At 69.0% G+C, this 17,850-nt stretch carries 21 protein-coding genes; 11 read left to right on the top strand and 10 right to left on the bottom strand.

All coding sequences use genetic code 11. The features are described 5' to 3' along the window. Positions 1-25: 25 nt before the first annotated feature. Positions 26-1,006 (bottom strand): alpha/beta fold hydrolase, encoded by a 981-nt coding sequence (locus Q0812_RS01860; RefSeq protein ID WP_302108596.1) that lies wholly within the window; start codon positions 1,004-1,006, stop codon positions 26-28. Further along, on the bottom strand, positions 1,003-1,242 hold the full coding sequence (locus Q0812_RS01855) for a DUF3253 domain-containing protein (RefSeq protein ID WP_302108595.1): 240 nt from the start codon (positions 1,240-1,242) through the stop codon (positions 1,003-1,005). Before Q0812_RS01855 ends, Q0812_RS01860 begins: the two co-directional genes overlap by 4 nt. A 43-nt stretch (positions 1,243-1,285) precedes the next feature. On the opposite strand from Q0812_RS01855, the gene Q0812_RS01850 reads away from it, so the two are divergent. After that, complete coding sequence (locus tag Q0812_RS01850; RefSeq protein WP_302108594.1) at positions 1,286-1,720, top strand: PaaI family thioesterase; 435 nt, start codon at positions 1,286-1,288, stop codon at positions 1,718-1,720. Between the two features lie 12 nt (positions 1,721-1,732). On the opposite strand, the gene Q0812_RS01845 is transcribed toward Q0812_RS01850, so the two are convergent. The 4 genes from Q0812_RS01845 to Q0812_RS01830 are packed head-to-tail and all read right to left on the bottom strand — an operon-like array spanning position 1,733 to position 4,035. Then, the gene (locus Q0812_RS01845; RefSeq protein ID WP_302108593.1) at positions 1,733-2,119 is read right to left on the bottom strand and encodes a hypothetical protein; all 387 of its coding nucleotides are present in this window, start codon (positions 2,117-2,119) and stop codon (positions 1,733-1,735) included. Between the two features lie 18 nt (positions 2,120-2,137). Next, positions 2,138-2,911, bottom strand: coding sequence for a hypothetical protein (locus Q0812_RS01840; RefSeq protein WP_302108592.1), 774 nt, complete (start codon positions 2,909-2,911; stop codon positions 2,138-2,140). A 12-nt stretch (positions 2,912-2,923) separates the two neighbouring features. After that, positions 2,924-3,289: a dihydroneopterin aldolase gene (folB, locus tag Q0812_RS01835; RefSeq protein ID WP_302108591.1), complete on the bottom strand. Its 366-nt coding sequence runs from the start codon at positions 3,287-3,289 to the stop codon at positions 2,924-2,926. Further along, entirely contained in the window at positions 3,286-4,035 is a 750-nt protein-coding gene (locus Q0812_RS01830) for an SDR family oxidoreductase (protein ID WP_302108590.1), read from the bottom strand. The genes folB and Q0812_RS01830 overlap by 4 nt, the downstream gene beginning before the upstream one ends. A gap of 180 nt (positions 4,036-4,215) precedes the next feature. On the opposite strand from Q0812_RS01830, the gene Q0812_RS01825 reads away from it, so the two are divergent. Then, positions 4,216-4,686, top strand: a complete 471-nt coding sequence (locus tag Q0812_RS01825; protein ID WP_302108589.1) for an NUDIX domain-containing protein — start codon at positions 4,216-4,218, stop codon at positions 4,684-4,686. Between the two features lie 56 nt (positions 4,687-4,742). Continuing rightward, positions 4,743-5,606: an alpha/beta hydrolase gene (locus tag Q0812_RS01820; protein WP_302108588.1), complete on the top strand. Its 864-nt coding sequence runs from the start codon at positions 4,743-4,745 to the stop codon at positions 5,604-5,606. Between the two features lie 6 nt (positions 5,607-5,612). Here the strand turns inward: Q0812_RS01820 and Q0812_RS01815 are convergent, their stop codons facing one another. Then, the gene (locus tag Q0812_RS01815; RefSeq protein ID WP_302108587.1) at positions 5,613-6,041 is read right to left on the bottom strand and encodes a hypothetical protein; all 429 of its coding nucleotides are present in this window, start codon (positions 6,039-6,041) and stop codon (positions 5,613-5,615) included. Between the two features lie 86 nt (positions 6,042-6,127). Here Q0812_RS01815 and Q0812_RS01810 point away from each other — a divergent pair, with 86 nt between their 5' ends. The 5 genes from Q0812_RS01810 to pgsA all read left to right on the top strand — a co-directional run bounded on the left by Q0812_RS01810 (position 6,128) and on the right by pgsA (position 11,493). Next, the gene (locus tag Q0812_RS01810) at positions 6,128-6,583 is read left to right on the top strand and encodes a DMT family transporter (RefSeq protein ID WP_302108586.1); all 456 of its coding nucleotides are present in this window, start codon (positions 6,128-6,130) and stop codon (positions 6,581-6,583) included. A 26-nt stretch (positions 6,584-6,609) separates the two neighbouring features. Further along, a complete protein-coding gene (gene uvrC, locus Q0812_RS01805; RefSeq protein WP_302108585.1) occupies positions 6,610-8,493 on the top strand; it encodes an excinuclease ABC subunit UvrC in 1,884 nt (627 codons plus the stop codon). A gap of 43 nt (positions 8,494-8,536) precedes the next feature. Beyond that, positions 8,537-9,607 (top strand): helix-turn-helix domain-containing protein, encoded by a 1,071-nt coding sequence (locus Q0812_RS01800; RefSeq protein ID WP_302108584.1) that lies wholly within the window; start codon positions 8,537-8,539, stop codon positions 9,605-9,607. A 51-nt stretch (positions 9,608-9,658) separates the two neighbouring features. After that, positions 9,659-10,774 carry a serine hydrolase domain-containing protein gene (locus Q0812_RS01795; RefSeq protein ID WP_302108583.1) on the top strand — a complete coding sequence of 372 codons (1,116 nt, stop codon included), beginning with the start codon at positions 9,659-9,661 and terminating at the stop codon, positions 10,772-10,774. Positions 10,775-10,866: 92 nt separating this feature from the next. Continuing rightward, positions 10,867-11,493, top strand: coding sequence for a CDP-diacylglycerol--glycerol-3-phosphate 3-phosphatidyltransferase (gene pgsA / locus Q0812_RS01790; RefSeq protein WP_302108582.1), 627 nt, complete (start codon positions 10,867-10,869; stop codon positions 11,491-11,493). Positions 11,494-11,519: 26 nt separating this feature from the next. Here pgsA and Q0812_RS01785 read toward each other — a convergent pair whose 3' ends face one another. Further along, complete coding sequence (locus tag Q0812_RS01785) at positions 11,520-13,604, bottom strand: S46 family peptidase (protein ID WP_302108581.1); 2,085 nt, start codon at positions 13,602-13,604, stop codon at positions 11,520-11,522. Between the two features lie 151 nt (positions 13,605-13,755). On the opposite strand from Q0812_RS01785, the gene Q0812_RS01780 reads away from it, so the two are divergent. Genes Q0812_RS01780 through Q0812_RS01770 form a run of 3 tightly spaced genes read left to right on the top strand, consistent with a single transcriptional unit; the run spans position 13,756 to position 16,739 of the window. Next, positions 13,756-14,967 carry an ABC transporter permease gene (locus Q0812_RS01780; protein WP_302108580.1) on the top strand — a complete coding sequence of 404 codons (1,212 nt, stop codon included), beginning with the start codon at positions 13,756-13,758 and terminating at the stop codon, positions 14,965-14,967. Continuing rightward, complete coding sequence (locus Q0812_RS01775) at positions 14,964-15,716, top strand: ABC transporter ATP-binding protein (protein ID WP_302108579.1); 753 nt, start codon at positions 14,964-14,966, stop codon at positions 15,714-15,716. The genes Q0812_RS01780 and Q0812_RS01775 overlap by 4 nt, the downstream gene beginning before the upstream one ends. Positions 15,717-15,728: 12 nt before the next feature. Continuing rightward, positions 15,729-16,739 carry an HlyD family secretion protein gene (locus Q0812_RS01770; protein ID WP_302108578.1) on the top strand — a complete coding sequence of 337 codons (1,011 nt, stop codon included), beginning with the start codon at positions 15,729-15,731 and terminating at the stop codon, positions 16,737-16,739. Here Q0812_RS01770 and Q0812_RS01765 read toward each other — a convergent pair. Both Q0812_RS01765 and Q0812_RS01760 read right to left on the bottom strand, forming a co-directional pair. Beyond that, positions 16,736-17,533, bottom strand: coding sequence for a crotonase/enoyl-CoA hydratase family protein (locus Q0812_RS01765; protein ID WP_302108577.1), 798 nt, complete (start codon positions 17,531-17,533; stop codon positions 16,736-16,738). The two genes, Q0812_RS01770 and Q0812_RS01765, sit on opposite strands and share 4 nt — an antisense overlap. An 82-nt stretch (positions 17,534-17,615) precedes the next feature. Continuing rightward, positions 17,616-17,765 carry a hypothetical protein gene (locus tag Q0812_RS01760; protein WP_302108576.1) on the bottom strand — a complete coding sequence of 50 codons (150 nt, stop codon included), beginning with the start codon at positions 17,763-17,765 and terminating at the stop codon, positions 17,616-17,618. Between the last annotated feature and the right edge of the window lie 85 nt (positions 17,766-17,850).

Genomic DNA, 17,850 nt, shown 5'->3' with positions numbered 1-17,850 from the left:
ACCTGACGCCGGGGCAAGGGCGGGATTAAGGCCCTTCGTCGCAGAGCGCCGCTTTTCCACCATCGTCTAGGGCGCGCAGGTAGGCGACGACATCGGCGTGCACGCGGCTCGCCTGATGATCCCGGTTCAGCAGGTGCCAACCTTCACGATAGCGGATCAGCCGCACGCAACCGCTGGCGGCGGCCAGGGCGCGCTCGGTCGGCTCGCGCGTGATGATCTGGTCGTTCTCGCCCCACAGGTAGAGGGTGGGCGTCTGAAGCCGGGCGAGCCCCTCGCTGGCGCTCTCCATCAGCGAGACCAGGCCATAAAGGGTGTCGAACCGCGTGCTGAAGATCATCTGCGGGTCGCGGCCCATGCGGTACAGCTCGGTCAGGTTGTCGGTCGCGCGGATATCCCGGACCAACGCCTCGGGCGGCTCCACCGCGCGGGGTCCCAGCAGGCGGGCGGCGGCCCACAGGGCGGCGCGGTTCCAGGGCGGCTGGCTGGACCAGCCCCACACGGCCGGCCCCAGCAAGATCAAGCCGTCGGCGGCGGGCGGCCGCTCTGAGGCGAAGGCGGAAATGGCCACCGCCCCGCCCATGCTCTCGCCGGCCACCGCCACCAGCGCATTGGGATAGCGGGTGCGCGCCAGGTCCACGGCCAGGCGAAGGTCATGGGTCATGCGCGCCTCGCCGGCCCAGACGCCACGGCCCGGCGCGCCGCCGAAGCCCCGCTGATCATAGGCGAAGACGGCCACGCCCTGCTCGGCCCAGGCGGGGCCGGCCATGTGAAACGCCGTCGCATGATCGTTCATGCCGTGCAGGGCGACGATCACGGCCCTGGGCTCCTGCCCCTCAGGCGGCAGCCAGGTCTGCAGCGGCAGGCGCGCGCCGTCGTCCATGACGAGCGTCCGGTCTCCCAGACGGGGTCCAGTAAAGCCGGGCGGCGGGCTCAGGGGCGCCTGTATGGCCGGAGCGGCACAGGCCGTCAGCCAGAGCGCCAGCAGGGCCGCCGCCAAGGTCCTCACGGGAGGCGCAGGCGGATCACGCCCTTGAAGGCGTCCGGATCGACGGGCTTTCCCTTCTTCAGGATCACCAGGCGGCCCTGACGCATCATGCCCACGGCGGTGGCCCGCACACGGGGGATCATGCGCCGCCAGTTGTCCGGCTCCAGACGCTTGGCCGCGTCGGTGGGGCAGATGCTCTTGCCGGGCTCTCGCGCCTCCAGCAGCTCAAGAATGGCGCTCTCGATTGGATCGGTCATCGGGCCTATATGCTGCATCGCAGCGCGAAATTGGAGCCGCCAAATGCCTGGGATTGTTGTCGAGACCGAAGGCGAGTTCGCCGGCTGGCGCCGTTTCGACACCACCGACACCTTCGACGCCCTGATCGGCCCCTTCTATTTCAAGCAGATGGAGGACGGCTCTACGCGCGGCGCCTTCCGCGCCCAGCAGAAGCACATGAACATGGGCGGCCGCATGCACGGCGGCTGCCTGATGACCTTCGCCGACATCGCCCTGTTCCAGATCGCCTACCAGGAGATGGAGGGCATGCGCGGGGTGACGGTGCAGCTCGACTCCACCTTCGTCGACGCCGGGCGCGTGGGCGACCTAATCGAGGCCTCGGGCCAGGTCGTGCGCGCGGGGGGCAGCCTGATTTTCGCCCGGGGTCAGATCACCTGCGAGGACCGCACGCTTCTGACCTTCTCGGGCATCATCAAGAAGTTCCGGCCCAAGGGCTGATCAGCCTCCGCCTCAGGCCGCACGCCCCTGCACGATGCGAAGCAGCCCCAGCAGGCTGACCACCGTGAAATAGACGTGCAGGATCACCCAGGCGATGGCGAACACGATCAGGAACGGGATGCCGATCAGGATCACCGAGAAGATGGCTGAGAGCGCGATCAGGATGGTCAGGGCGATCATCCAGATCAGGCACTTCCAGAACAGGGCGACCTGGGCGTCAAGGTGCGTGCGCACCCAGCCCGTGGCCCGGTTGCGCTGGGTGTAGGCCAGGATCACGCCCACCACTGCCAGGACGTTCACGCTGGGGATGGCCAGCAGATAGAGCAGCCACACCACCGTCGCCAGCGGCCGCTCCTCGGCGCCGTCCAAAAGGTCGTTGCGAGAGGGCTCATGGGTCATGGCGGACGCCTCCTTGGGTCAGACGAGCAAGGTGTTCGGATTGACGATGCTTTGGCCCCTCAGCAGGCGCCAGATTCCGGTCACGCCGCGCAGCAGCATCCACACCACGAGGGCCGCCAGCACGAAGACGCCCAGGCCGATCAGGATCGTGACGCCGCCGATCACGGCCACGGCGACCGCGATCCAGATGGTGCGCACCTGAAACAGCATATGGCTGGCCAGCCAGTCGGGCGCGTCGCCCCGGTTCACGTGGGCCAGATAGAGGCCGATCAGGGCGCTCGCGCCCACGGTCATGGGCGCGCCGATGATGCAGGCATAGACGGTCAGGGCCGGCCAGATGCGCTCGTGGTCCTCAAGGCGAATGGCGGCCATGTCGCGCTCCTCCAGCCTTTCGATCATCGCCGGGACCGGGACGGCCTCCGGGGTCGGCTCTGGCTCAGGGCCCGGTGCGGGCTCCGCTTCCCGCAACGGCGCGCTGATCGCCCGCCCGGCCAGGCTGTCGGGCGTGCAAAACCCTATCAGATGATCGTCGAAGGGGTCGCCCCCCTCCTCGATCATGGGCGTGGGCACTTCGACCGGCGCGGGGTCAGCAATAGGCTCCGGCTCCAGATCGGGCGCCGGCTCAGGCTCGGGCAGCGGGTCGGCCGGCTGGGGGATCTGCTCGGGTTCGGGCACGGGCTCCGGATCCGGATCCGGATCGGGCCCCTGATCATCGCCAACGGCCTCGGCCAGAGCCGCGTCAGGCTCCAGCTGGTCATCCACCGCCGGATCAGGATCGAGGTCGGGTCGCATGGCCAAGGTCTATCACACCGCGCCGCGGTTGAAGACCATCTCGCAGCCACAGGCGGCGGCGCCGGCCAGGGCCTCGGGCTTCTCGACCCGGATGCGCGCCGAGATCACCCGCCCATCGGCCAGACAGGCCTCGCCGAGGCGCTGGGCGAACTGTTCGACCAGATCCACATGCCCCGCGTCGGCGATGCGGCGCGCCGCCTGGACGACCGTTTCATAGTTCAGCGTATCGGCCAGGCGGTCGACGAGGCGGGGCTCGACCGTCAGCTCCACGTCCACGACCACCGGCTGGGCGCGGCCGCGCTCGTGATCATAGACGCCGATGCCGACGGCCAGGGTCAGGCCGCGCACGAAGACGGTCATGCGGTCAGGCGTGTTCATGCGTCCTCGATGATGTCGGGCGTCTTCCAGCCCAGATGCTGGCCCGAATCGATGGCGATCATCTGCCCGGTCACGGCGTCGGCGGCGGCGAGATAGAGGACCGCCTCGGCGATCTGGCGCGGCTCTACGGCGCGGCCCAACAGCGTGCCCTGGGCCTCACGGGCGAAATCGGCGGCGTCCTGGTGGATGGATTGCAGGGTCGGTCCCGGCCCGACGCCGTTCACCCGCACACCCCTGGGGGCCAGGGCCTGGGCCATGGTGCGGGTCGCCTGCCAGAGGGCGGCCTTGGTCAGGCTGTAGGAGAAGAACTGGGGGTTGGGCCGCAGAACCCTCTGGTCCAGCACGTTGACGATGCTGGCGCCCGGTAGGGCCTGAGCGGCGAAAGCCTGGGCAAGAAACACAGGCACCTTCAGATTGACGGCGAAATGCCGGTCCCAGGCGGCAGGATCGAGGGCGCCGAAGCGGTCGTCCTCGAATACCGACACGTTGTTGACCAGGAGGCCAAGCGGCCCAAGGGCCTCTGTTGCGGCGGCGACCAGGGCCTCGGGCGCGTCGTCGCCAGCCAGATCCGCCTGAACCGCGCGGGCGCGCACGCCCTGGCTGCTCAGCTGACGCACGAGGGCCTCGGCCTCGGTGGACGAGCCGCGATAGTGGACGGCCACGTCCCAGCCGTCAGCGGCCAGGGCCTCGCATATGGCGCGGCCGATGCGGCGCGCCCCGCCAGTGACCAGGGCGGCAGGGGCCATTAGTCGAGGCGGCCGAACTCGAAGAAATTCAGGCCGAACATGACGGCGATGAAGACGGCGATGGTGGCGATGGCGAGCATGGCGCTTTCCCTGAAACGGACGGCCCGGATTAGGGCCTGGGGCGGAGGGGTTCAAGTCCGCCGCTTTGCCAACGCGCGCGCAAGGCGCAAGGATGCGGTCATGACCTGGCGCCGCGCCGTCGAACCTTACAGTCGCCCTCTGTTCTTCGCCTGGTCTCGCCTGAGCCGGGGCAAGACTCTGGGCGTGCGTGGTCTTGCGGTGGACGCCGAAGGCCGCGTGCTGCTGGTGGAGCACACCTATCTGCACGGCTGGTGGCTTCCAGGCGGGGGCATCGATCGGGGCGAGACGGCCCAGGACGCCGTGATCCGCGAACTACGCGAAGAGGCCGGGGTGATCGTGACGGCCCCGCCCCGCCTTTTGTCCGTCCACGCCAACGAGGCCTTCTTTCCCGGCGACCACGTGCTGGTCTTTCGCATCGACGCTTTCGAGGCCGAGCCGTTCAGGCCCTCCGGCGAGATCGCCCGCATCGGCTGGTTTCAGCCCGACGCCCTGCCGGAAACGGTCAACCGCGGCAGCCGCGAGCGCATCGAGGAGGCGCTGATGGGCCGACCGATCTCGGCCGCCTGGTGAGCGACGGAAATATCAGGCTCGGCCGTTCAAGCGGAAGACGTCAGGAGACCGAGCCCATGCCCGCCTGCCTCACCCGTCGATCCCTTGTCACAGGTCTGAGCCTCGTGGCCGCCGCCGGCCCCGCCGTGGCGCGTCAACGCGGCGGGCAAGACCGCCGGGGCCTGGCAGGACCGCCGCCAGACCGTGTCATCGCCTTCGGCCCGCACCCCCTTCAGTCGCTCCAGTTGCACGGCGAAGGTTCGGGGCCGGTCCTGCTGTTCGTACACGGCGGCGGCTGGAGCCAAGGCTCGAGAACCCACGTCGGCAACCTTCCGGAGTTCGCTTCGCGCCATGGGCTGGTGTTAGCCTCCACCGGCTATCGCCTCGCGCCGGAGGCTACGCCGGCGGATATGGCGGCCGATATCGCCTCGGCGATCGCCGCCCTCAGGGCCGCCGCGCCCGGACGCCAGGTCTGGCTGATCGGACACTCGGCCGGCGCGCACCTGGCCGCGCTCGTGGCCGTGGCCCCCCGCTATCTGGGAGCGCATGGGTTGGCCCCGGCGGACCTGGCGGGCGTCATACTTCTGGATGGAGCGGGATATGACGCCACCCAGCCCCGCAGCGCGGGTCTTTACAGCGGAATGGTTGAGCGCATGTACGCGCAGGCCTTCGGCGAAAACCGCGCCGAGCTTTCGCCCACGCTGCTTGTGCAGCCGGGCCGCGCCTACCCGCCGTTCCTGATCTTCCACGTCGCGCGCCGTGAGGAGTCCGCCCAGCAAAGCCGACGCCTGGCGGAGGCTCTGCGGGCTGCGGGCGGAGAGGCCGAGGTGGTCCCCGCACCCGCCGACACACACATGACCATCAGGCGCGATTTCGGCCTCGTCGGCGACCCCGAGGGCGAACGGGCGGCGGCGTGGATGCTCGCCAGAGGCCCGCGATAGATCGCGTCAGTGCACCGCCGAGATGGCGTAATAGCAGACCTGGGTCGAGCAGCGTTCCATGGTCAGGCTGACGATCACGTGCCTTCCCGTGCCGGGCCTGACCCGCATCTCCATGGACTTACCCGAGCCGCGTCGCTGATCGATGAGCCGGCCGCTGGCGCGGTCGAAAGCGGTCATCGACAGGCCTGAGCAGTCCTGATCGCAGCCCGCAATGAAGATCACCTCATCGGCCGCGGTGTTGAAGGAATAGGTCCACGAGCCGCCCTGCTGCAGGTTGCCCTGCTCCAGGAAGTACTGGCGGCTGTAGGTGCGGTTGTTCCACTGGTATTCCATCTGCTCCAGCGCATGGCGCACGTAGCCCGCCAGATCTCCGGCCGCGGCCGGCGCCGCCACGCCCACGGCCAGCGCCGCGCCTAGCAGAATCCCTCGAAGCATCGCATCCCTCCACAAGCTAAGCTATTGACCGCGCTTCGCCTGTTCGCGTCAACACCCGCTCGCGGGCGGACGTGCTAGACAGGGCCATGCCCGCCGCTTCCGCCACCCTGCTCGCCGTCGTCCTGATGCTGATTTCAGGGGCGACCTTGGCCTTGCAGCCGCCCACCAACGCCGTGCTCGCGCGCGCCGTGGGTTCGCCGGTGAACGCCGCCCTGGCCTCGTTCATCGTAGGAGCCGTCGCCCTTCTGATCGCCTCGGCGCTGCTGGGCCAGCGGCCCGACATGGCGGCGGTGCGCGGCCTGCCCTGGTGGGCCTGGTTGGGCGGGCTCTACGGGGCGGTGCTCGTGGCCGGAATGGCCTATGCGGCGCCGCGCATCGGCGTGGCCTCGGCCGCCACCCTGGTGATCGCCGGGCAGATGCTGCTCGCCCTGGTGCTGGATCACTACGGGCTGCTGCGGCTGGAGGCCCGCCCGGCAACCCTCACCAAGATCGCCGGCGTAGCGCTGGTCTTCGCCGGGGCCTGGCTGGTGCGTCGCGGCTGAGGCCGCACACGCCTATATTGGCCGAGATGGCCGACGAGTCGCCGAACCCTGAAACCGCAGCCCTGGCCGGGCCGGACCTCATCCGGGCCGAGGCCCGGCGCGCGCCCGACAAGCCCGGCGTCTATCGCATGTATGGCGAGGGCGGCGAATGCCTCTACGTGGGCAAGGCGCGCTCGTTGAAGAAGCGCATCGTCCAGTACGCGCAGGGGCGCTTCCACACCCAGCGCATCGCCCTGATGGTCAGCCTGACCCGGGCCATGGAGCTGGTGACCACGGCGACCGAGACCGAAGCCCTGCTGCTGGAATCCAACCTGATCAAACAGCTGAAGCCGCGCTTCAACGTGGTGCTGAGGGACGACAAGTCCTTCGCCGAGCTGATGATCCGCCGCGACCACCGCGCGCCCCAGGTGCGCAAGCACCGCGGCGCCCACACCGTAAAGGGCGACTATTTCGGACCCTTCGCCAGCACCTGGGCCGTGAACCGGACGCTCAACACCCTGCAGAAGGCGTTCCTGCTGCGCTCGTGCTCGGACAGCGTGTTCGAAAGCCGCACGCGCCCCTGCATGCTGCATCAGATCAAGCGCTGTTCCGCCCCATGCGTCGATCTGGTCAGCCCCGAGGCCTACATGGAGCTGGTCAACGAGGCCGAGGCCTTCCTGCGCGGCAAGTCGCGGGCGGTGATGAAGCGCCTGTCCAACGAAATGCAGGCGGCGTCGGACGATCTGGACTTCGAACGCGCCGCCCGCCTGCGCGACCGCATCCGGGCCCTGTCCGCCATCTCCATGGAACAGACGGTCAATCCAGAGACGGTGGACGAGGCCGACGTCATCGCCGTTCACGCCCAGGGCGGCCAGGCCTGTGTGCAGGTGTTCTTCTTCCGCGCCGGCCAGAACTGGGGCAACCGCGCCTACTTCCCTCGGGTGGACAAGACTGACGGAGAGGGCGTGATCCTGGGCTCGTTCCTGGGTCAGTTCTACGAGGACAAGCCGGTCCCGCGGCAGATTCTGACCAGCCATGTCCCCTTCGAGGCCGAGCTGCTGGAAGAGGCCTTCTCGATGAAGGCGGGTCGCCGCGTCGAGATCGCCCAGCCTCAACGCGGCGAGAAGCGCGAGCTGGTTCAGCACGCCCTGACCAACGCGCGCGAGGCCCTGGGCCGAAAGCTCGCCGAAAGCTCGGCCCAGACCAAGATCCTGGACGAGGTCTGCGAGGCCTTCGGCCTGGACCAGCCGCCCGAGCGCGTGGAGGTCTACGACAACAGCCACATTATGGGCACGAACGCCGTCGGGGCGATGATCGTGGCGGGGCCCGAGGGCTTCCAGAAGAACCAGTACCGCAAGTTCAACATCCGCTCCGACAGCCTCACGCCCGGCGACGACTACGGCATGATGCGCGAGGTGCTGACCCGACGCTTCTCGCGCCTGGTCAAGGAGGAGGAAGAAGGCGAGAGCGACAACCGGCCCGATCTGGTGCTGATCGACGGCGGCGCGGGTCAGCTCGCCGAGGCGCTGAAGGTCATGGCCGAACTGGGCGTCGACGACATCGCCGTGGTCGGCGTGGCCAAGGGCCCCGACCGCGATGCGGGGCTGGAGCGGTTCTTCCTGCCCGGCAAGCCGCCCTTCATGCTGCCCAAGAACTCACCGGCGCTGTACTGGCTGCAGCGCCTCAGGGACGAGGCCCACCGCTTCGCCATCGGCGCGCACCGGACCCGGCGCGCCATCGACATGAAGCGCAATCCGCTGGACGAGATCGAGGGTGTGGGCGGCAAGCGCAAGGCGGCCCTGTTGCACGCCTTCGGCTCGGCGCGAGGCGTGGCGCGAGCCGCGGTCGCCGACCTGGTCAAGGTTGAGGGGGTGAACCAGGCCCTGGCCCAGCGCATCCACGACCACTTCCGACCGGGCGCGCGGGGCTAGTGCGGGTTACAATGCCCCCAGCTTGGCAGAACTACGCTCGCGCATGACCGACCCGGGGGCCATGATCCTAGTCGCCGTCTATCTGGCCGCCGTGATGAACGGCGCCCTCGTCGCATTGGCGTTGCTGTTTCAAGAACGCTTTGGACCGGCCCGGTCGCGGCTGACCCTGGCGGCTCTGCTTATGCTGACCTCCGCGTTGCTGGGGTTGTTCGTGGTTCTCGACACCGGCGCGGCGCGATACACGGACGCGCTTGGCATGGTCATGGACGCCGGCGCCCTGCTGATCAGCGGGCTGCTGATCGATTATGTGGCGACGTCTGTGGGGATCAGCCGGGGACGGACGTGGGCCTACGCACCGGTCACGGCTTATTCGGCGGCGGCGCTGATCAACGGCGGGCGGTTCGGCGAACCGGAGGAGATCGGCCACATCATCGTGACGCAGGCGGGCATGACCGCCGCCGCCATCGCCCTCTGGCTGCTGAAGAGCCGCGCCGCCCCGCCGGCGCTGGCCGCCCGGTCGGAGAACCTGCATCTACCTGTGATGCTGGCGGGGGTGACGAGCCTGCACGTCGCCCAGTTGGCCCGTCTGGCGGCGCCGGAGAGCAGCCTTCTCTATGAGATGGTGCCCTTGATCGGAGCCGGAGGATTGCTCACCATCGCCGGCTATGCGGTGTGTGGGTCGCAGACCCTCAGAGCGATGGTCCGAGCCGGACCGGCGGCCGAGGCCGCGCCGCAGGCCCAGGAAGTCATTCAACGCCTTTGGGACAGCCGCGCCTTTCTCGATCCCGACCTGTCGCTGCCAAAGGCGGCCAGCCTGTTGGGGCTGAAGGCGTATCAGCTGTCGCGGCTGCTCAACGGGGCCGGACTGCCCTTCCGACAGGTGGTCAATCAGTTGCGGGTGCGCGAGGCGCAGCGGTTGCTGACCAGCCCGGCGGAGGCGCGAACCTCCATGGACGCCATAGGCGGTCTGTCGGGCTTTCGCTCGCGGTCGAGATTCTATGCCGCGTTCCAGCAGGAGACCGGCCAGAGCCCGGTGGCATGGCGCGAGAGGCAGGCGCGTCCCATTACCGGCAAAAGCGTCCCGTCTCGCAAAGCAGGACAGCAATCTGGTTGAGCCCGCATGCGTCGCGGTCCCTCCTTGCCCGGGTAGCAAGGAGCTCCTTCGATGATCTGGCTAAGAACTCTGGCCGTCGCAGTGGCGGCGCTCTCACTCACGGCGCCCGCCGCGTCGGCCGTGCCCGCCGAACCCTCCCGGGCGGACGAAGCGCAGGCCATTCTTGCCCGGATCTTGGAGCGCGACGGGACGCCTGGCGTCATGGCCGCCGTCTATCGCAACGGCGAGTTGATCTGGTCTGGCGCGACCGGTCTGGCGGATATTGAGAACCGCGCGCCCCTGACGCCCACGACGCGCATGCGCATCGGCAGCGTGTCCAAGCCGTTGACGGCCGTCCTGGCTCTGCGCCTGCGGGATCAGGGGCGGCTAGATCTGGACGCCGATGTGCGAGCGCTCGTCACCGAATTGCCGGAGCCCACGGACGGCATCATCACCGCCCGCCGGCTGGCGGCCCACACAGCAGGCGTCCGCCAGTACGACTTCCGCGACATCCAGGACGCCAACAACTTTCTCTACTACCCCAACCTGACAGCGGCGCTGGCGAGGACGGTGGGCGACCCCCTGGTGTCGGCGCCAGGGGCGGCGCATCACTATTCCAGCCTCGGCTACAACATCCTGGGCATACTGGCGGAGCGCGCGGCGGCCGCTGAGTTCGGTGAGTTGATCGGGCGGGAAGTGGCCGCCCCGCTGGGCCTTGAGAACACCATGATCGACCACCCCTTGGCGATCATCTCTGGCCGGACCCGGTTCTATACCCGCTTTCCCGACGGAGTCGTGCGCAACACTATCTGGCGCGATTCCAGCGACTTCTACCCGTCGGGCGGGTTGTTATCGACGGCCGAGGACCTGGCCCGTTTCGGCGACGCCGTTTTCAGCGGAAGCTGGTTATCCGAAGCCTCCATGCGCGACGTGCTGACCGAAGCGACCACGATCGCAGGTGAAGGCGTGGGCTACAGCTTCGGCTGGCAGATCGGGCGCCGCGCAGACGGCTCCATCGAGTGGTACGGCCACGGCGGCGAGACCAACGGCGCCTATGCCTCGCTGCGCTACTATCCTGACGAGAAGCTGACCGTGGCGGTGATCACCAACGCCAACGCCATGAGCTATCGGCCCTACTTCTTTGAAGCCGCGCGCACAGAGCTGCCGGCCGTGTTCGGCCATCGGTAAGGTGAAGGTACGGATTCCATCGTTCCGGCTTCCGGAAGGCGGCCAGCATCGCCATAAGGATCGGTGGAACCCGTCTCACCCAGAGAACCGCCTTGACCCACGCCCCCTATCGCAACGCCATCCCCAACATCCTGACCGGCATCCGTCTGTTCGGCGGGGTGGTGATGTTCCTGGTCCTGGCGGGGGCCATGGGCGGGGTGCCGGTGCTGTCGGCCTATCTGTCGCCTGACCAGCAGTTCAGCCTTTATCGCACGGGCTTCTGGCTGTTCGTCATCGTGGCCATCACCGACTTCTTCGACGGCTGGCTGGCGCGGCGCTGGAATGCCGAGAGCCGCTGGGGCGCCATCCTTGACCCCATCGCCGACAAGATCCTGGTCTGCGGCGCCGCGGTGGGGCTGCTGACCTCGGGCACGGGCGCCGAGGTGGTGATCCCACTGGGCGTCATCCTGTTCCGCGAGTTCGCCGTCTCGGCCCTGCGCGAAACGATCGCGGGACGGGTCGAGCTGCCCGTCACCCTGCTGGCCAAGTGGAAGACGACGCTACAACTGGTGGCGCTGGGCGCCCAGCTGCTGACACTGGTGTTCCTGGGCGCGGAAGACCAGTGGATTCCCATCTTCAACGCCTTTGCCGACTTCCTCGTCTGGCTGGCGGCGGTGGTGACGCTGTGGACCGGCTGGCAGTACTTCACCACCGCCCGTCGGGCGATGCGGGCCGCCTAGCGCCGGCCCGCCCTACCCGGGTCCGACTAACGCTGCCCGCGGCCGGTGCGCAGCTCGCGCGCCAGGGCCTCGCCGCCATAGACGTTGACCAGGGCCGCCTCGACCATCTGGGCGCTGACCGCCACGGCGCGGTCGATCTCGCCTTCATAGCGATAGGCCCCGCCCAGCGACGGCAGGTTGCCGTCGAAGACCAGGCCGATGACCGATCCGTCCGCCGCGATCAGGGGCGAGCCCGAGTTGCCGCCGACGATGTCGTGGGTGGTCGAGACGGTGAACACTGTCGAGGGATCAAGCCGATCCCGCGCGGACTGAAGCCGCGGCGCCGCCTGGTACGGGAAGGCGCCCGTGGCGCGGTTCCAGAAGTCGGCGACCGTGACCATGGCCGGGACATCGCGGCCGTTCTCGCTCCAGCCCTGGATGCGGCCATAGGACAGGCGCGGCGTGCCGGTGGCGTCCGGATAGACGCTGTCGCCAAGCACGGCGAAGCGCGCCTCGGCCAGCATCTGGCCATAACGATCCGCCGGTCCGCTGACCTGAGCGGCCCACTCGCGGCGAATTTCGCGGGCGTCCTGATCCGTAGCCAGAACCAGCTGGATCAGCGGATCCTCGCTGGCCTGCACGGCGGCGAGGCCCCCTTCCCACAGAGCGCGACGGGCGGCGGGGTCGAAAAGAGTGGTCTCGCGCACCAGCCGGGCGGCCAGGGCCTCGGGCGAATCCTGGCCCAGCAGCCGTTCGACGGCGGGATGGTCGGCGCCGAGAATCTCCCGCGACTTTGACAGCCAGAAGGACAGGTACAGCGTCTCGAGGTCGGCGCTGAGGTTGCGCGGGTCCAGCAGCGACCGCTCCAGCAGGGGCAGGCGGCTGTCGGAATACTCGCTGAGACGCTGGTTCGACGGCTTTTCGCGTTCGGCCGCGGCGCGGACCAGATTGCGGGCCCAGCCGAACAGGACGGAGCCGCCGCCGGCCTGGCTTTCCAGCCAGTCATGACGATCGGTCAGCGCGACCTGGGCCGCCTGAACCCCTTCCAGGGCTGCGAAGGGATTCTGATCCGCGGGGATGGCCCCTGCGGCCCGGGCTCGGACCAGGAACTCAGCCTCGGCCTGTTCACGCGCGTCGAGGAAGCCGGGCGCCGACAGGGCGCGATGCATACCGTTGGCCCGCTTCTGATTGTTCTCGATGCCGCGCTGGATGTCGCGCGTGACGCGGCGGTTCTCGTCGCTCTCCTCGGAGAAGCGCACCACCCGCCCGCGCAGGTCGGCCAGCCGGTCGATCTGAGGCGTCAGCTGCCAGTCACGCTCGGTCTCGAGCTGGGCCGTCGTCTTCAGACGCGAGGTCGAGCCGGGATTGCCCGAGACGAAGGTAGGCTCGCCCGCCACGGGCGTGCGCGGATTCCAGCGCAGGTGGTCCGGCGTGTGCGCGGGGCGGCCGTTCTCATAGGCGCGCAGAAAGGCCGAATCGATGCCGAACCGGGGAAAGTTGAAGTTGTCCGGATAGCCGCCGAACACCACCGCCTGATGCTCCGGCACATAGACGAGCCGCACGTCGTCATACCGGCGATATCGGTACAGCTTGTACTGGCCGCCGCGATAGAGGCTGACCACCTGGCAGCGCTCGCCGGCGCGATCCTGGCAGGCCTCCTGCTCGATGGCGGTCTGGGCGGCGCTGCGCGCGGCGGTGTAGGCGCCGCCCTCCAGGCCCTCGCCCGCCGCCCGGATGCGGTCTGTGACGTCGGTGATCTCAAGCAGCACCTCGGCGGTTTGGCCGGGGCAGCGCAGCTCTTCCTCGCGAGCCTGGGCCAGCACGCCCTGAGCCAGCAGATCCTGGCCCGGCTGGGCGTTGGCCTGCACGCACGAGCGCACACAGTGCTGGTTGGTCATGATCAGCCCGGCGTCGGACAGCAGCGAGCCCGAGCAGCCCTGAATCTTCACCGATCCCATGCGCACGCGGTCCAGCCAGGCCTGATCCAGATCAACGCCCAGCTCGCGATTGATCCGGGCCAAAGGCGCCTGGTCGAAGGTCCACATCCCCTCCTCCGCCGCAGCCGGCTGGGCCGCAACCGCCAGCGCCAGGGCCGAAGCAGCGCCGGTCAGGGCGAAAAGGCGTGCGCGCATGGATTCCCTCCAGGACTGAAACGGGGCGGACCCTATCGCGCGGCGACGGCGGCTCGCAATGCGCGGCGAAAAGGCGGCGGCCCCATAACGCCGATTTAACTTGGACCGATGTTGCTGACATAGGACAGATGGGGTGTCTGTCGGGATCATCATGTCACTCGCTCTTTCGACGCTCATCTATGAATGGCGGCGCTACATGGCCGCCGTGGTCGCGCTCGCCTTCTCGGGCCTGCTGATCCTGGCTCAGGTCGGCATGTTCATGGGCATCGGCCGGGCGTTCACCGCCCAGATCGACCGTGCGCGCGCCGACGTGATGATTCTGGCGCCCGGCGCGACGGGCCTGGGCAACGGCCCTTCGGGCGTGCCGCGCCGCATTCTGCCGACCATCTATCGTCACCCCGACGTGGTTCAGGTGGCGCCGCTGGACGGATCCGGCGGCCGCTTCCAGAACATCGTGCCCGCCGACGAGGCGGCTGAGGCCCAAAACCCGAACCAGCGCACCGGCGCCGAGGGTCAGGGCGGCGGACAACAGGGCGGCGAGCGCAGGCGCATGGAGTTCGTCAACGTCACCGTGGTCGATCCCATCCCCGGCTACGTGACAGTGCCGACGGACTATTCCGACGAGTTGCTGGAGGCTCTGCGCCGCCCCTACGCCGTGGCGGTAGACGAGACGGCGCTGAGGCGACTGGGCGTCCAGCTCGGGGACAAGGCTCTCTACAACGGCAAGACCATCGAGATCGCGGCCGTCACGCGCGGCTACCCGAACATGATGCAGGCCACCCTGATCATGTCGCGCGACACGCTGCGCATGTTGGGCGAGGCGGATACCGGCCCGCGCGTCGGGCCCCTGATGGTCAAGTTGCGCGACGCCAGCCGGGCCGACGCCGTGGCGGCCCAGCTGAACGCCCAGGCGGGCGGCCAATACCGCGCCTGGACGCGCACCGAGCTTGCCCGCGCCAACGCCAACCTGATGTTTCAGGAGCAGATCATCGGCGTGATGCTCGGCTTCTCGGTGTTCCTGGGCCTGCTGATCGGCATCGCCATCACCTGGCAGACCCTGCGCGGGGCCATCATGGCCAACATCAAGGAGTTCGCCTCGCTGCGGGCCCTGGGCGTCTCCATGCCCTCGCTGCGGCGGGTGATCATGGAGCTCAGCTTCTGGGTCGGCGTCGCCGGCATTCTGGCGGCGGGCGCCCTGACCTGGGGCGTGGGTCTGCTGGCGGGCGCCAACGGCGTGCCGATGGCCTTTTCGGCCTTCTGGATCGGCATGGTCTCCGTGCTTCTGCTGATCATCGCCATCGCCTCGGGCTTCCTGTCGCTGGGCGTACTCAAGAACAGCCAGCCGGCGGATCTGCTGCGATGACCCCGAAAAGCACCATCAGCGGGCGTCACGGCGAGGTCGCGGTCGCGGCCGAGGGCCTGATCAAGCGCTTCAAGACGGGCCGCACCACCATCGAGGTTCTGAAGGGCGTCGATTTCGACGCGCGCCACGGCGACCTGACCATGGTCATGGGCCCCTCGGGCTCGGGCAAGTCGACCCTGATCGCGGCCCTGTCCGGCCTGCTGCGGCCGGACGAAGGCAAGGTCGCTGCGCTTGATCAACCCAATCTGTGGAAGCTTTCGGACGGCAAGATCGACCGTTTCCGCCTGGAGCATTGCGGCTTCATCTTCCAGGGGTTCAACCTGTTCCCGGCGCTGACCGCGCTTCAGCAGGTGACGACGGTGCTGGGTTATCAAGGCGCGGAAAAGGGGGAGGCCCGCCAGCGCGCCAAGGCCGCTCTGGAAGAGGTGGGCCTCGGACCACGCATGAACCAGCGCCCCTCCGAGCTGTCGGGCGGCGAAAAGCAGCGCGTCGCCATCGCCCGCTGTCTGGCCAAGAATCCGCAGCTTCTGTTCGCCGACGAGCCCACCTCGGCTCTGGACGGCGAGAACGGCCAGGTGGTGGTGCGTCTGCTCCGCCGGGCCGCCACCGAGCATGGCGCCGCCGTCGTCTGCGTCACCCACGACCCCAGGCTCGAAGCCTGGGCCGACCGCATCATCCGCATCGAGGACGGCCGCATCCTGGAGGATCAGCGCCGCACTCCCGACCCCAACGCGACCCTTTCGCACTGAGAGACTGACGTCATGCCCCGCTTCGTGAAGCGCCCCTGGTTCTGGATCCTGATCGGCCTGATCGCCATTCTCGGCATCGGCTTCGTCGTCATGAGCGGCCAGGCCCGCGCCAAGCGCGAGGAGACCGCCCGCGCCGCCGCCCAGGCCCCTGAAAGTCCCTACGCCGCCATCGCCAACGGCAAGGCGGACGTGGAGGGCGGCGTCATCCAGGTGGCGGCGCGCCGCGGCGGCGTGGTGGACGAGGTGCTGGTCCAGGAAGGTCAGCGCGTCACCGCCGGTCAGGTCCTGGCGCGCCAGGAGAGCGACGAGTTCCAGCTGGCCGTGCAACGCGCCGGCGCCGAGGTGCGCCAGGCCCAATCCCAGACCGCCCTGACCCGCGTGGACATCGCCGCCGCCGAGAGGGAGCTGGCGCGACTGCAGCGGCTGGCCGACACCAACTACATCGCCGCCCAGCGGCTGGATCAGGCCCGCGATGCGGTGGCCCAGGCCCGCGCCCGGCTGGCCTCGCAGGAGGCCGCCGTGGCCACGGCCCAGGCGCGCCTGGCCGAGGCCCAGTACAATCTGGAGCTGACGGTGATCCGGGCGCCGGTCGACGGCGTGATCGCTCGACGCTACGCCCAGCCCGGAGCCGGCGCCTCGACCCTGAACGTCTCGACCATGTTCGACCTGGAGCCGGACGCCCAGCGCATCGTACGCGCCGAGATCGTCGAGGCCGACATCCCCAATGTGACGCTCGGCCAGGCGGTGGAAATCCAGCCGGAGGGCGACCCGACCAAGACCTATGTCGGTCAGGTGCTGCGCCGCGCCAACGTCTTCGGCGCCCGTCGCCTGCAGTCGGATGATCCGTCCCAGCGCAGCGACGAACGCGTGGTTGAGGTGGTGGTCAGCGCCGACGACGCGCCGCTGCTGATCGGCCAGCGCGTCCTGGTCAAGTTCATGAAGCCCGGGCAGCGCGCCGGCGCCGCCCGTCCGGTCAGCCGCGGCGTGGGCCCGGATCAGTCGATGCAGCCCGCCAACCGCTAATCGCCGCGGAAGTCCGGCTCGCGTTTCTCCAGCACGGCGGCGACGCCCTCGGCGTGATCCGCCGTCAGGTGAGCCAGTCCCTGCATGGCGGCTGAGGCTTCGAGGATCTGCTCGAACGAGGCCTCGCGGCCCTGTCGCAGCAGGCTCTTGGCCATGCGCAGGGCGCGCGGCGGCTGGGCGGCGATGCGCTCCGCCATGATCCAGGCTTCGTCCATCAGCCGTTCGTGCGGCACGACCCGGTTGACCAGCCCCCAACGCTCGGCGGTCTCAGCGTTGATCAACTCGCCTGTGAACAGCAGCTCGGCCGCGCGGGCGTGGCCAATGTGGCGCGGAAGCAGCCAGGCCCCGCCGTCGCCGGGGATCAGGCCGAGGCGCAGGAAGGGCACGCCGAACCTGGCCTCGTCCGAAGCGATGCGGATGTCCGCCAGGCCGGCCAGATCGCACCCCAGGCCCACGGCCGGGCCGTTCACGGCGGCGATCAGGGGAACCTCCAACTCATAGACGGCGCGCACGATGCGATGCACGACACGGCGGTAGCGTTCGCGGATGGCCGCGCCCGAGCCCTCGAACAGGTCGCGATTCTCAGCCATGGCCTTGATGTCGCCGCCGGCCGAGAAGGCGCGCCCCTCGCCCGTCAGGATGGCGCAAGAGACGCCCGGGTCGGCGTTGATGGCCTCGCAGGCGGCGCGGAACTCCTCGCCGTCTGTCAGGTCCGGCAGGGCGTTCAGCCGCTCGGGCCGCGACAGGGTCAGGACGGCGATGCGCCCACGGCGTTCCTGGCGAAGCAGCGGCATGAGGCGCCCTCAGACGGTCAGCCGGAGAGGCCCGGCCGCCCTCTCCCTCGCAGAGGAGACGCGCCTCGCCAAGCCGTAAGGCTCAGCGTCGTTTCAGCTCGGGCAGAGGCTCGTAGCTGGAGGGCCGTGACCGTGTTCGCGGCGGCCGGCCGCCGCGCGGCGCCGCCAGTAGCGGCCCCATCAGGGCGAAGGACATCAAGGCGTGTCCCAGGCTCTTTTCCTGCTCGGTCATGGGCGTCTCCTTTCCAACGAGCGAAAAGAGACGCGACTTCGGCTCTCAGGGGTTCTCACCCTCCCAGTCGTCAGCGCGTCACCTA

This window comes from Peiella sedimenti (assembly GCF_030504955.1).
Lineage (GTDB): Bacteria > Pseudomonadota > Alphaproteobacteria > Caulobacterales > Caulobacteraceae > Brevundimonas > Brevundimonas sedimenti.
This window is presented reverse-complemented; position numbering and strand designations above follow the sequence as displayed.